Here is a 12931-nt window from a genome sequence, read left to right as displayed (position 1 = left end):
CTTTTCTACATTTCATTTTGAAAAAACTCTAGGAATGCCTTACCATACTTCCGGTATTTCACTTCCCCGACACCCTTTACCCTCAGCATTTCCGCTTCGGTCTGCGGGCAAACCACACTCATCTCACGCAGCGTGGCATCATTAAAAATAATATATGAGGGCACATGCTCACGTCCCGCCAACTCTCGCCGGATCAGACGCAGCTGCTCAAAGACAGTCTCATTGACTGCCGAAGGTGACAGGTCATGCCCGCGGCTACGAACTCGCGTACCAGATGCCGCACCTGCTCGTGATGGCCGAGCTACTCGCTGCATGACCTCACGCTGTCCGCGCAGTACCTCAGCAGCCAAAGGCTGGAGCCGCACTACGGGGTATTGTCCTTCAGACAAAGCAAGATATCCCTCTGAGATGAGCACATTGATGCTCTCTGAGATCTCCTTCTCTGTCCGGCTCGACATCGCCCCATGCGTTGGCAGCTTGTCAAAACCATATTGCATCACCTTCTGATTACGAGAACCTTTCAGCACAGAAGCCACCAACGCAACTCCATAACGTTCCCGCATACGGTGAATGCAGGAGAATATCTTCTGCGCATCTACGGTCATATCTACAAGCTCTCGTTCATCTGTACATGAGCTGCAAATGCCGCATAACTTGTCCTCATGCTCCTCCCCGAAATAATCCAGCTGGGCACTGCGCAAGCAGCGGGTAGTATAACAATAATCAATCATTTGCTGAAGCTTGCGATATTCGTTAGCTTTACGGTCCGTATCCTGCGGATTCTGCTCGATCAGGAACTTTTGCGTCATAATATCCTGCGCGCTAAAAAGCAAAATACATTCACTCGGCTCCCCGTCACGTCCAGCACGGCCCGCTTCCTGAACATAAGCTTCCATATTTTTGGGCATATTATAATGAATTACGTACCGGACATTGGATTTATCAATCCCCATCCCAAAAGCGTTGGTGGCCACCATGACCCGGATATCGTCATATAGGAAGCCTTCCTGGCTATCTGCCCGCTCCTGATCATTCATACCTGCGTGATAGCGGCCTGCCGCTATTCCTGAAGCCTGCAGCCTTTGATATAAATCATCCACTTCTTTGCGTGTAGCCGCATAAACAATACCCGGCTGATGAGAATGCGTTGCGGTGTAATCCATGACGAATTCCCGCTTATTCTCTCCACGTAGCACAGACATCGCTAGATTATCTCTTCCGAGTCCAGTCATGAAAATACCCGGCTCGCGCAGACGTAGCAGCCGAACCATATCCTCCATAACCTCTGGTGTTGCCGTCGCTGTAAATGCAGCCAAGATTGGCCGTTCTGGCAGCTCGTTCACAAAAGGGGATACCGACAAATAGCTTGTACGGAAATCATGTCCCCACTGAGATACACAGTGCGCCTCATCCACAGCCACGCAGGAAATCGCCAGCTCAGCCATCTCCAGTCGGAACCAGTCCAGCTCTAGCCTTTCGGGCGCGACATAAAGCAGCTTCAAATCGCCGCGACGGGCAGCCCGAATCCGCTCATTTACTTCTTTCCCGCTTAACGTGCTATTAATAAAGGCTGCCGGAATACCTGCCGTGGTTAACGCATCGACCTGATCCTTCATCAGAGAGATCAATGGTGAGATCACCAGTGTCAGCCCAGGAAGCAGCAGTGCGGGAACTTGATAGCAAATCGATTTCCCACCTCCCGTAGGAAGAATACCGAGTGTGTCGCGACCTTCCAGCAAGTTCTGAACAATCTTCTTCTGACCATCCCGAAAATCCGGATAACCGTAATATTTTTGCAGCTCAGCCTGCGCCTGTTCAATAGTAGGTGCTTGCATCATCATATCTCTCATAACTCCTTAAGCGTTTCTATCTTTAGTTTAGCGGTCAAAAGTGTATTGAGCAACACTCCTTAACTATGGTCACCATGTTCTTCCTTTGAAATATTTACATAAAAGGCCTTTTTTTAAGCCAAGCTTTAAGAAGAGAGATTTCATAGAAGGGTGGAGCGACCGTGCAAAATTGGAAACAAAAATATACCTCTTTTAAACATAAGCCTGCACGCAAAGAGTCCTCTGCCCAGGACAATCGTCCGGTAAAGCCACTGGATTCCAGCCTGGAGAGCAATATAAGCTTCATTCAACAAGTCTTTGGAGAAGACAGCGATCTTATAGTCCGTAACTTCAAGGTGTACGGTAGACATGATGCGGCTATTATCTTTTTTTCTTCTGTGGTGGACCAGAATCAAATTCAGAACTATGTTTTAAAGCCATTAATGAATGTTTCCTCTGATCTCTCAGAAATTCCAAAAGATCTAAAGGATTTACCTGATTACATCTGGAGTATGACAGTACAAGTAACACAAGGTAACCGTACTAAGGATATAAATACTCTAGCCTCTATCTTGTTGGAGGGAAATGTAGTTCTCATCATAGATGGAATGGATCAGGCACTTTACTTCAATCTGCGTAAAATTGAGCATCGTAGCATTGAGCAACCTCAAACTGAACAAGTCATTCGTGGTTCACGTGATGGGTTTATAGAGAATTTAGAATCTAATCTCTCCTTGCTTCGTTACCGACTGCAAACTCCAGATTTCCGTGTAGTAACTGCGCCTCTTGGCGTACGGACACGTTCAAAAGTAGCCGTTTGTTATATCGAAGGAATAGTCGATCCAGGACTAGTTCAAAAGGTGATGAAGAGATTATCAGCAATAAATGTAGACGGCATCCTTGATGCGGGGTATATCGAGCAATTCATAGAGGATCATCCACTTTCCCCGTTTCCACAGGTTCAGCCAACCGAACGTCCAGATAAATCAATAGCCTCTTTATTAGAAGGACGAGTCATCATCCTTGTAGAAGGCTCACCATTCTGCCTCATCGTCCCGGCGCTTTTCAATCAGTTCTTTCAGACGATGGATGACTATACAGAACGTTTTGTTGTAGGAAGCCTCCTAAGAATGATCCGCCTGATCGCATTATTATTTTCCCTTTTCTTTCCTGCCTTATATGTATCCATTATCTCTTTCAATCCTGAGCTATTGCCGACAGAGTTCGCCGTAGCAATAACTGGTGCAAGAGCTGGCGTACCCTTTCCAGCTGTATTGGAAGTTCTGATTATGGAAGTCTTCATGGAGGTGCTGCGAGAAGCAACCATTCGCTTACCGCAAATGATTGGCGGGGCTCTTTCTATTGTAGGTGTGCTTGTCATTGGTCAGGCAGCCGTAGCAGCAGGTCTGGCGAGTCCAACTACCGTAGTTGTTATCGCTATAACGACCATAGGGTCTTTTGCCACACCCGCTTACAATGCCGCAATCTCTTCAAGAATGCTTAGATTTCCATTGATCATATTGGCAGGCTGCTTTGGCCTGTACGGAGTCATGCTTGGCACTATTGTTATTGTTAACCACTTATTATTCCTGGAATCCTTTGGCGTTCCCTACATGACACCCTTTGTGCCTACGATATGGAAGGACCTTAAGGATAGTATCGTTCGGGTACCTTTATGGTGGATGCGAAGTCGCCCAAGCTTTCTCAATACACCTGATCCTGATCTTCTTGCGAAGGATATCCCCAAAATGCATACCGATCTGATTTATAAGGAGAAAAGTGAAGCAGATGAATAGTAACCGCCCCATAACAACGATCCAAGTCATGGCTGTAATCATCAGTACGATTATAGGCATAGGAATCTTAAGTATTCCTCGTTATATGGCTGAAGCCGGAGACAGTGGTGCACCGCTTGTAACTGCTTCTGGCGTACCTGTTGCTTTTTTGGGTTACTGGTTTACAGCGGTTGTCTGCCGAAAATTTCCCAACGAAACGTTGTTCGTATTCAGCCGCCGCCTTCTCGGAACTTGGCTCGCAGATACTTTCTCCATGCTTATTTCTTTGTTTTTTGCTTTCTCTGCCGGGATCACCATGCGCCAATTCGGAGAAGTATGTGTTGCGGTTGTCTTTAAAAAGACACCCATCGAAGCAGTAATTCTCTTAATGCTCCTACTGGTTGCCTTATCAATCCGTAGAAATATCGTAAAATTCACTTATGTACATGTTTTTTATTTACCCTTTATTCTATTATCCGTTATCGCAATTATATTGGTAGCTATGAGAAATGTTGATGTTCTGAACCTGCTACCCCTCACCGGAAATTACACCACCTTTTCAAGCTTTTCTAAAGGAACGATTACGTCCGCTGGCCTTTATCAAGGCACATTTGTCATCATCCTGCTGGTTCCTCTAATGAAAAAACCTCAACAGATCCTTAAAGCAGGCACTATTGCGCTTGGTATCATTGGATTCATTTATGTAATGATCGTTTGGGTCACTTTAGGCATGTTTGGAGCTCAAGAAACCAAATTACTTTCCTATCCAACCCTAGAAGCAGCTCGCTCCATATCCATCGGCGCAGGACTATTAGAACGATTTGATGCTCTTTTTATAATAATTTGGGTAGTTTCTATATTCACTTCCATCTTTACGAACTACTACTTAGCCGCATACTCTCTGCAACAAGTGCTGCGGCACAAGGATCACCGCCTAATATCCAGTTTCTTACTTCCACTTATCATCACTTTTTCACTTTTGCCTAGAAATATATTTCAGGTCTATTCATTTGCTAGCATTACAGCGATAATCGGTTTGATTTTTTTGACCTTCTATCCTCTTTTATTATGGTTAGTCTCTTTAATCCGAAATAAAGGAGCCATTACTCATGAATAAAAAAATTTACAAGCGTGTAGTTCTTATATTTATCCTCTCACTCATGTCTGGCTTACTCTCGGGGTGCTGGGACCAGCTTGAAATAGAAGACCGTGCATTGGTACTAGGGTTATCCATTGATTCCGTCCCTCCAGACAGCAAAACAAATGATGACCAAACCACTCATCTTAAAAGCGCAAATATTAACCTACCCCAAATTCGTGTAACCGCCCAAATTGCGGTTCCGGGAAGAGTTCCACTCGGACCAGGCAGTGGGGGTGAAGCCGGAGGCGGAAATCAAAATCCAGTATGGGTCGTAGAAGTATACGGATACACATTAGATGACGCCATGAACAATTTGCAGCAGCAAATTTCTGATCCACGTTATCTAATTCATTTACGAGTGATTATTATTAGTGAGGACATAGCAAGAAAAAGCATGGATGACTTAAATGATTATTTGCGGCGAAATCCAGAAGTTCGTCGCCGGACCTGGCTGCTAGTATCCGAAGGGGAAGCTGCCAAATTCATGAATATTAATCCTCCGCTGCAGCGAGTGCCGACCCTTTACATCCTCTCCACCATGGAAAAAGCAGTGACATCGGGAAAATTTCCCGCTGATTATATAGGTGTATTCTGGTCAGCAGATTCCAAATGGGGCGAAAGTGGTTATCTGCCTTACGTCTCATTACATCAGGAAGACAATATCATGATTAAAGGCCTAGCTTATTTTAGCGGCGGGTTAATGGCGGGTTCGACGATTCCTATAGAAATCGGTGCATATATGTCCATGAAGGGGATTAATCCCGGGGGATACTCCGATCTTTTCAATGCTGAAGAATTCGGTCCGGTAATGCTCAAGGTCAACGACCGTTTCACGAGAGTGAAAGTTCAATTCAAAGAGGGCAAACCTCATATCACCTATAACCTCTCTTTAGAGGCGGCTCTAGATGAGCATTTACGTAGTGATATCCCTATCAGTTCCAGCCGTTCTTTAGAAAAGATTGAAGATATCTTTCAAAAGAGAGTGATCGGTATTTTCAACCACCTTATCGAAGAAACTCAACAAGCGCATTCCGATGTCTTTGGCATGGGTGAATATATTCGTGCATATGCTCCCTCCTACTGGAAAGCCCATGTTCGTGACAAACATGACTGGGAGCAGCAGTATTCCAATCTCAGTATTGAAGTTAAGTTGAAAATTCACATCGACAGAGTAGGTCTTAAACAAAATTAAATGACCTTTATAGGAGGCTCTACTATGTTCTATCACCAGCTAACCTACGTAATTGTTGCGTTACTGATCTCCAGTGTTCTGCTGCTTACTGTGGATACTAAAATATATGCAGTCAATGCTATGCACCGAGAAAAGAAATACGCTAATGTGATCGGTTGGATATATTTCAGCTTATTCCTGCTGATAGGACTAGCTCAGCTATTCTATCTATAAATCGAATTCGTTTCTTGCTGCCCTTCACATAGTATTTCTTAACCGCCCATGGTATATTGAGGAGTACAATATTAAAGGACGGAGAATGCAGTCATGAACACAAGAAGAAATCCTAAAGAAACAGCCAAAAGAGGTACTCGTTCCCACAGCAAGCCAAATGGCAAGCTTAATCATAAAGCTAAAGCACCCGCAGCGCCCAAGTCTTTTTCAGTAAATGAACCTTCTGAGCTGTTACCATTCTTACTCATCCATATCACAGGTCGTGGACGAAATGCTATTAAATCTATCCTCTCGCGTGGACAAGTAGCAGTGAATGGCAAAGTAGTCACACAGCATAATTTTCAATTGCATCCGGGTCAAACTGTGACGATTGATCAAGAAAAGCCTGTACAAGTAGCGGAAATGATCGGACTCACCATCGTCCATGAAGATGATGATCTAATCATTATTCAGAAGGATGCTGGACTGCTGTCGATTGCCACTGCCGAAGAAAATGAATTAACAGCTTACCGCCAGCTTATGGAGCATGTCCGCATCAGCAATCCTAAGAATCGAATTTTTGTCGTGCACCGCTTGGACCGCGATACATCTGGGGTAATGATGTTTGCCAAAAGCGAACGGATCCAGCAAGCACTGCAAACTACGTGGAAGGATACCGTGAAAGAACGTTCTTACGTAGCTCTAGTCGAAGGCGCCGTTAAAAGACCTGAAGGTACAGTGAGCTCTTGGCTAAAAGAGACCTCTACCCTGAAAATGTACTCCAGTCCACATGAAGGCGATGGTCTACATGCGATCACACATTATAAGCTCATTCAGGCGAACCGCCACTTCTCGTTGCTTGAGGTAAAGCTTGAAACTGGACGCAAAAATCAGATTCGTGTTCATATGGCAGATATCGGCCATCCGATTGCAGGAGACAAGAAGTATGGTGCAGAGACCAAAACGGTAGGCCGTCTCGGTCTGCATGCTCGTGTACTTTCTTTTATTCATCCTGCTACAGGAGAGTTAATGACCTTCGAAAGCCCAATTCCGAAGACATTCCTGAAATATACCGCACCTGCACCTACGAACTAACAAGATCACAGTGAATACCCATTCATCCTAAGGGGGCTGATTACAGTGGAGCTTACTACACTACAATCGCTACAATAACTTAACAAAGAATGGGTGATTAGCTATGACAACAGCACATCATTATGAATGTATTGAACGTTTACCCACGACTGAGGAGCATGCCTCCTTATGGGAAGCTGTCGGTTGGGGGAACGTGAATACGGAAATGACCGCAGCCTCTCTGGCTCATTCGGTGTATGGTATGGTCGTTGTACAGGAAGACAAGGTAATCGGTATGGGGCGGATCGTCGGCGATGGTCATATGTATTTCTATATTCAGGACGTAGCCGTGCTTCCCGGATTTCAGGGCCAAGGCATTGGTAATGTCATTATTGAGCAGCTAATACACTATATTCGATCTCATTGTTTTTCTGGCGCGTTCGTCGGACTTTTCGCATCACATGGGAATGATACCTTTTACGGACGATACGGCTTTCAGAATCACGCCCCCGGTATGACGGGCATGTTCAAGGTCATGGAGTAACAAGCGAAAGATGCCCGGTCCATATGGTCCCTGGGCATCTTTTTCACTTCTATTTAGATCATGTTACAATACTAATAAACAAAAGAAGGTGCCATTATTGTTCCATCCTACTGTCTTCGATAATATAAAAATTGCTTTTGAGAACCAAATCTACGATTACGATAATTTGGACGGAATTCTAGTAGTTACGGATCGTTCCGACCTTCTGAATATGGCATTGATGTCCAGAGAATTTAGCCTTTCCTTCCAATTGACGACTGGCAGGAGCGTAACCGCCGAAGTCTTTCTTACTTCATCTGTGAAAGATCTTAGCGATGAAATATTGGAAGTGCCTAACACAGATCCCGGCTGCAATCTTTCGTTACGTTTTTATATGGAAATCGAAGATATCCCTGCTGAATGTCAAGCGATTGAGAGTATTCTCAAAGCGATATGGGGACCTGAATTCCAGCCCGTGCAGTCTTTAAGCTTCATTTATGGGCAAGAAGGCGAAACCTACAATAACTGCATCGAGCTGCGATTCAAAAGGCAAATCACGGAGGAGCAGATGGAGGATATTCCGAACCTGCTGAATCATCTGCTGCAAAGTGTAGAAGAATTGGAATCTTTCTCTGTATAATCCCTACGGTACACCGTTCGTACTTTGGAAAAAGAGGTGAGCAAGAAATGAAATTCCTGCCTGCTGCCAAAAGTAACCGTTGGTTTATCTGGATGGCTGTTTATGGTGTTTTTCTGTGGCTACTTTTCATTCTGCACAGATTCGTTATGATGGCTCATACATTGGATGTCACACTCTTGCTGCGCTTCGCACTCTTTTCCATTGTCGTATCTGGTATCGTTAACGTCTTAGCATGGTTCGGAGCTCGTCTACTCTGGTTAATCACTACAACAGGAATACTCATCGGTTCGGTAATTATGCTTAGCTACACCTATAGAGAGATGTCCGGTTGGGAGGATCTGGCGGGATTTCTGGCTTTTTTCTTTTTTACAAGTGGCGGATTTGCACTCGGTTTATTGGCGGAAGGAATTCGTCTGCTGGTTAAGCAGTGGCCGAAAGCTTGAATGGAGGAGATGATCGATCGTTGTCCAATTCTTTTCTCACCAAAAATGCATTGTCCCATTCCTTAAAAGAACTAATGGAACATACGTCGCTCAATAAAATTACAGTCAAACAGCTCGTGGACCATTGTGGACTAAATCGTCAAACTTTCTATTATCATTTTCAAGATATATTTGATTTGCTGGGTTGGATCTATAAGACTGAGGCTGTAGAAAGCATCGCCCAGTATCGTAGCTACAGTACGTGGACGGACGGTTTTTATAGAATCTTCTGCTATATCGAACGGAATAAACCTTTTTGCTGCAATACCTTGAACTCACTGGGCAGAAATCATCTGGATGCGTATCTATACGAAGTGACTAATGATCTCATTATGGGTGTCATAAACGAACTGTCCACTGAGATGGAGGTTAGTCAAGAAGATAAGCATTTCATTGCTAATTTCTATACGCTAGCCTTCACAGGCCTTGTTATTCAGTGGATGAGAGACGGGATGAAGGAACATCCGGATCATATTATCGAGAAACTAAGTGTACTCATTGAGGGAAATATTCTTAAAGCCTTGCACAAATATGAGAACAAACCGTTGTAACCTTTGGGTTGCAGCGGTTTTTTTTGATATATAAGAAAGTATAAATTCCCCACTATACTTTATGTCTTATATTTTTCGCATAAATACCTACCGTCCTTATAAGGACGCCCAAGGTATTTATGCTTATCAAAAAACTAGACACATGGACCATAATGACTAAAATCCATACACTCTAAAAGGTTTGATTATACCTTCGGAATTGGAGTTGGTTTACATTAAGAGTGTGATTATTTCAACAACAACTTGGAGGCGACCATTGTGAAAAAAGAGTACGGTAATAAACAGGTTTATTTTGTCGGTGGCGGAATTGCATCCTTAGCGGGCGCGGCTTACCTGGTCAGAGACTGTGACTTTCCGGGACAGAACATTCACATTATTGAAGAGATGAAGATTCTCGGTGGCAGCAACGACGGCGCAGGTGACGCTGAGCACGGTTATGTCATTCGCGGTGGCCGGATGTTAAACGATGAGACCTATGAGAATACATGGGATCTACTCATGTCGATTCCCTCCCTCGACCATCCTGAGAAATCCGTTAGAGAAGAGATTATAGAATTCGATACCGCCAATCCAACACATGCTAACACTAGACTCGTTAATCAGAGCGGTGAGGTGGAAGATGTATTATCCATGGGCTTCGATATGGCTGACCGGCTTGCGATGGGTAAATTGATTATTACACCAGAAGAAAAAATGGGAAAAGCCCGGATTAACGACTGGTTTGGTCCACACTTTTTCACCACGAACTTCTGGTATATGTGGGCTACTACTTTCGCCTTCCAACCTTGGCATAGCGCTGTAGAGCTTAAACGATATATGATTCGCTTCGTTCATGAGTTCCCAAGAATTCAAACCCTGGAAGGCGTAACCCGCACTCCATATAACCAGTATGATTCCATCATCTTACCTATGCACAAATATCTCGAAGGCTTCGGCGTAGACTTTACACTGAAATGTACAGTAACTGACCTGCAGTTCAAAGACGGAGATGGCATTACCGTAACCCAAATGAACGTCCTGCGCCAAGGTGTCCCAGACGTTATTAATATAAGCGAAGATGATATCGTAATCGTCACGAACGGCTCCATGACTGAAGGATCAAGCCTTGGATCCATGACCTCTGCCCCACGTCTCAATGGAAAGGGTAGCTCATGGAAGTTATGGGAGAACATCGCCGCCAAAAAAACAGGTCTCGGCAATCCATCCTCCTTCGATGATCATGTCGATGGTTCGAAATGGGAGTCCTTTACCGTGACCTTCCAAGATTCCAAATTCTTCGATCTTATGGAGAAATTCACTCGTAATCGTGCAGGTACTGGCGCATTGGTTACCTTTAAAGATTCGAGCTGGTTAATGTCCGTTGTCTTAGCTTTCCAACCGCATTTCCGCAATCAACCAGAGCATGTAAAAGTATTCTGGGGTTACGGTTTGTACCCTGACAACGTAGGAGACTTCGTGAAGAAGAAAATGAGTGAATGTACCGGTAAAGAAATTATGGAAGAATTAATCGGTCATCTTCATTTCGAAGAACATAAGGACGAGATCATGGCAACTGCTAATTGTATTCCATGTATGATGCCTTATATCACTTCACAATTCATGCCTAGATTAAATAGCGACCGACCTAAAGTAGTTCCTGAAGGCTCCACTAACCTTGCCTTCGTTGGCCAATATTGCGAAATTCCAGATGATGTTGTATTCACGGAAGAATACTCTATCCGAGCAGCAAGAACTGCAGTATACACATTGCTCGGCATTAACCGGCCTATCGAGCCAATCAATCAGCATCAGTACGATGTCCGCACCTTGTTCACAAGCTTTATCACTTCTTTTAGATAAACACATCATAAAGAGACAAGCGCTTCTGGATAGATTCAGGGGCGCTTGTCTTTTTGGTGTGTAAAACTTGATTTAATATGAACTCTCCATTCCAGGTGAAATCGTGTGTATGTTAAGCTCAACATGAATTTCAAAAGAATGGATGAGAAATTTATGTATATAGTGAATGGAAATTTAGTCATACGCAATGCAACAGTAAATGATGTCCCCCTCTTATACAGTTGGTGGAACGACGGAAAGATTATGGCACATGCCGGCTTTCCAAATGGCATCGGCTGCACAGAGCAGGATATATTGGAGAACCTTCTGGCTGACACCGATCTTAATCGTCGCTTGATACTGGACATCGATGGTGTTCCATTAGGAGAAATGAACTACAGAACCATTGCCGACGGCACTGCAGAAATTGGCATCAAAATCTGTGATTCTAATGCACAGGATAAAGGCTTTGGAACTGTATTTTTAACGATGCTGATTAACTTCTTATTTGTGAATATGGGCTATCGCATAATCGTTCTCGATACCAATGCCAAGAATTCAAGAGCTCAGCATGTATATGAGAACATTGGCTTCCGTAAAGTTGCCCTTCATTTGAATTCGTGGAGAAATCAACTCGGAGAATGGCAATCTTCTATTGATTATGAATTAACAAGAGCAGAGTTTCGGAACTAAAAAAGAAGAAATGGAAACTTCTCCATCTCTTCTTCTCCACACTATACAAACTTTATATATTGCAAGATCCGTCCGCGCAGCCATCATCCGTGGATACTTCGGATTTTCCATTGCCAACCACCTGCAGCGTTGGTCCTGCTTGCTCCTCCGCCCATACGGTATCCAACACCTCTGTAAATACAGGTCCTGGCTGAGCACCGGATAACGCATATTTATTGTTGAACACGAAGAATGGTACACCGGTAATATTAAGGCGGCTTCCTTCTTCGATATCGCCGTTCACTTCAGCTGTGTAAGCATCTGTCTCCAGCATTGCCGAAACTTCTGCCTGATCCAGCCCTACCTCAGCAGCAAGTGTAGCAAGTACACTGCGGTCTCCAAGATTCAATGAATCTGTAAAGTAGGCACGTAGCAAACGTTCGGACATTTCTGCACCTTTTCCTTTTGAGCTTGCAAAGTGACTCAGGCGATGACTATCGAAAGTATTCGTATGCTTCATCGTATCGAATTGGAAATCCAATCCCACATCTTGGGCTTGCTCAGCTAACTGAGCATTCATTGCTTTTGCTTTTTCAATCGTCATACCGTATTTGGAAGCCAGCATTTCATGAATACTCTGAGTCTCATTCAATTTTGCATGAGGATCCAGTTGAAAACTACGGAATACCACTTCTACTTGATCTCTGTTCGGGAACTGACTCAGCGCATTCTCCAAACGTCTTTTACCAATATAACAAAATGGACATGCATAATCGGACCAAATATCTATTCTCATGAAAAAAACCTCCTAATATTATTGTTCATTTGTAACTGCTGAATAAGATTGATAACTAAATATTCGTCGCTTACTATTATATAGTTAAAAACCGAAAAATACAAACTTAACTTTTATTTTCAAAAAATCTCATTAGACCTGAACCCCAACTAAAAGTATACGAAAGTGGTATATACGCTCTTCTTCAGGAACGATAGAATCAAGGTAACCATTTCGCCGGAAGATTACATTCAGATTAGCGGACGA

The 12931-nt window shown here is 43.8% G+C and carries 13 protein-coding genes; 11 read left to right on the top strand and 2 right to left on the bottom strand.

The window, feature by feature from the left end:
* Positions 1-5: 5 nt before the first annotated feature.
* Complete coding sequence (gene recQ, locus ACWNM1_RS09250; protein ID WP_076284133.1) at positions 6-1841, bottom strand: DNA helicase RecQ; 1836 nt, start codon at positions 1839-1841, stop codon at positions 6-8.
* Between the two features lie 170 nt (positions 1842-2011).
* Here recQ and ACWNM1_RS09245 point away from each other — a divergent pair, with 170 nt between their 5' ends.
* From ACWNM1_RS09245 to ACWNM1_RS09195, 11 genes are all read left to right on the top strand, one after another.
* Positions 2012-3625 carry a spore germination protein gene (locus ACWNM1_RS09245; protein ID WP_449600766.1) on the top strand — a complete coding sequence of 538 codons (1614 nt, stop codon included), beginning with the start codon at positions 2012-2014 and terminating at the stop codon, positions 3623-3625.
* A complete protein-coding gene (locus ACWNM1_RS09240) occupies positions 3618-4721 on the top strand; it encodes a GerAB/ArcD/ProY family transporter (RefSeq protein WP_449600765.1) in 1104 nt (367 codons plus the stop codon). The genes ACWNM1_RS09245 and ACWNM1_RS09240 overlap by 8 nt, the downstream gene beginning before the upstream one ends.
* Positions 4714-5937, top strand: a complete 1224-nt coding sequence (locus tag ACWNM1_RS09235; RefSeq protein WP_449600764.1) for a Ger(x)C family spore germination protein — start codon at positions 4714-4716, stop codon at positions 5935-5937. The genes ACWNM1_RS09240 and ACWNM1_RS09235 overlap by 8 nt, the downstream gene beginning before the upstream one ends.
* A gap of 24 nt (positions 5938-5961) precedes the next feature.
* Positions 5962-6150 carry a CLC_0170 family protein gene (locus ACWNM1_RS09230; RefSeq protein ID WP_042185688.1) on the top strand — a complete coding sequence of 63 codons (189 nt, stop codon included), beginning with the start codon at positions 5962-5964 and terminating at the stop codon, positions 6148-6150.
* Positions 6151-6243: 93 nt separating this feature from the next.
* Positions 6244-7224: an RluA family pseudouridine synthase gene (locus ACWNM1_RS09225; RefSeq protein ID WP_449600763.1), complete on the top strand. Its 981-nt coding sequence runs from the start codon at positions 6244-6246 to the stop codon at positions 7222-7224.
* 103 nt (positions 7225-7327) lie between these two features.
* Positions 7328-7747: a GNAT family N-acetyltransferase gene (locus tag ACWNM1_RS09220; protein ID WP_449600762.1), complete on the top strand. Its 420-nt coding sequence runs from the start codon at positions 7328-7330 to the stop codon at positions 7745-7747.
* A 97-nt stretch (positions 7748-7844) separates the two neighbouring features.
* A complete protein-coding gene (locus ACWNM1_RS09215) occupies positions 7845-8366 on the top strand; it encodes a hypothetical protein (RefSeq protein WP_449600761.1) in 522 nt (173 codons plus the stop codon).
* Between the two features lie 47 nt (positions 8367-8413).
* Positions 8414-8809: a hypothetical protein gene (locus ACWNM1_RS09210; RefSeq protein ID WP_449600760.1), complete on the top strand. Its 396-nt coding sequence runs from the start codon at positions 8414-8416 to the stop codon at positions 8807-8809.
* A gap of 20 nt (positions 8810-8829) precedes the next feature.
* Entirely contained in the window at positions 8830-9399 is a 570-nt protein-coding gene (locus ACWNM1_RS09205) for a TetR-like C-terminal domain-containing protein (RefSeq protein ID WP_449600759.1), read from the top strand.
* Between the two features lie 258 nt (positions 9400-9657).
* A complete protein-coding gene (locus tag ACWNM1_RS09200) occupies positions 9658-11238 on the top strand; it encodes an oleate hydratase (RefSeq protein WP_449600758.1) in 1581 nt (526 codons plus the stop codon).
* Positions 11239-11391: 153 nt separating this feature from the next.
* Positions 11392-11910 carry a GNAT family N-acetyltransferase gene (locus ACWNM1_RS09195; protein WP_449600757.1) on the top strand — a complete coding sequence of 173 codons (519 nt, stop codon included), beginning with the start codon at positions 11392-11394 and terminating at the stop codon, positions 11908-11910.
* 52 nt (positions 11911-11962) lie between these two features.
* Here the strand turns inward: ACWNM1_RS09195 and ACWNM1_RS09190 are convergent, their stop codons facing one another.
* Entirely contained in the window at positions 11963-12685 is a 723-nt protein-coding gene (locus tag ACWNM1_RS09190; RefSeq protein ID WP_449600756.1) for a DsbA family oxidoreductase, read from the bottom strand.
* Positions 12686-12931: the final 246 nt, after the last annotated feature.

Source organism: Paenibacillus sp. Marseille-Q9583, from assembly GCF_976954365.1.
The sequence above is the reverse complement of the archived record's forward strand: the minus strand, read 5'-3'. Positions and strand labels throughout refer to the sequence as shown.

Bases quoted from the DNA above. Each gene is read 5' to 3' on its own strand.
- ACWNM1_RS09210 (WP_449600760.1), top strand. From the start codon at position 8,414: ATGAAATTCCTGCCTGCTGCCAAAAGTAACCGTTGGTTTATCTGGATG.
- ACWNM1_RS09195 (WP_449600757.1), top strand. From the start codon at position 11,392: ATGTATATAGTGAATGGAAATTTAGTCATACGCAATGCAACAGTAAAT.
- ACWNM1_RS09225 (WP_449600763.1), top strand. From the start codon at position 6,244: ATGAACACAAGAAGAAATCCTAAAGAAACAGCCAAAAGAGGTACTCGT.
- ACWNM1_RS09190 (WP_449600756.1), bottom strand. From the start codon at position 12,685: ATGAGAATAGATATTTGGTCCGATTATGCATGTCCATTTTGTTATATT.
- ACWNM1_RS09235 (WP_449600764.1), top strand. From the start codon at position 4,714: ATGAATAAAAAAATTTACAAGCGTGTAGTTCTTATATTTATCCTCTCA.
- recQ (WP_076284133.1), bottom strand. From the start codon at position 1,841: ATGATGATGCAAGCACCTACTATTGAACAGGCGCAGGCTGAGCTGCAA.
- ACWNM1_RS09240 (WP_449600765.1), top strand. From the start codon at position 3,618: ATGAATAGTAACCGCCCCATAACAACGATCCAAGTCATGGCTGTAATC.
- ACWNM1_RS09230 (WP_042185688.1), top strand. From the start codon at position 5,962: ATGTTCTATCACCAGCTAACCTACGTAATTGTTGCGTTACTGATCTCC.
- ACWNM1_RS09220 (WP_449600762.1), top strand. From the start codon at position 7,328: ATGACAACAGCACATCATTATGAATGTATTGAACGTTTACCCACGACT.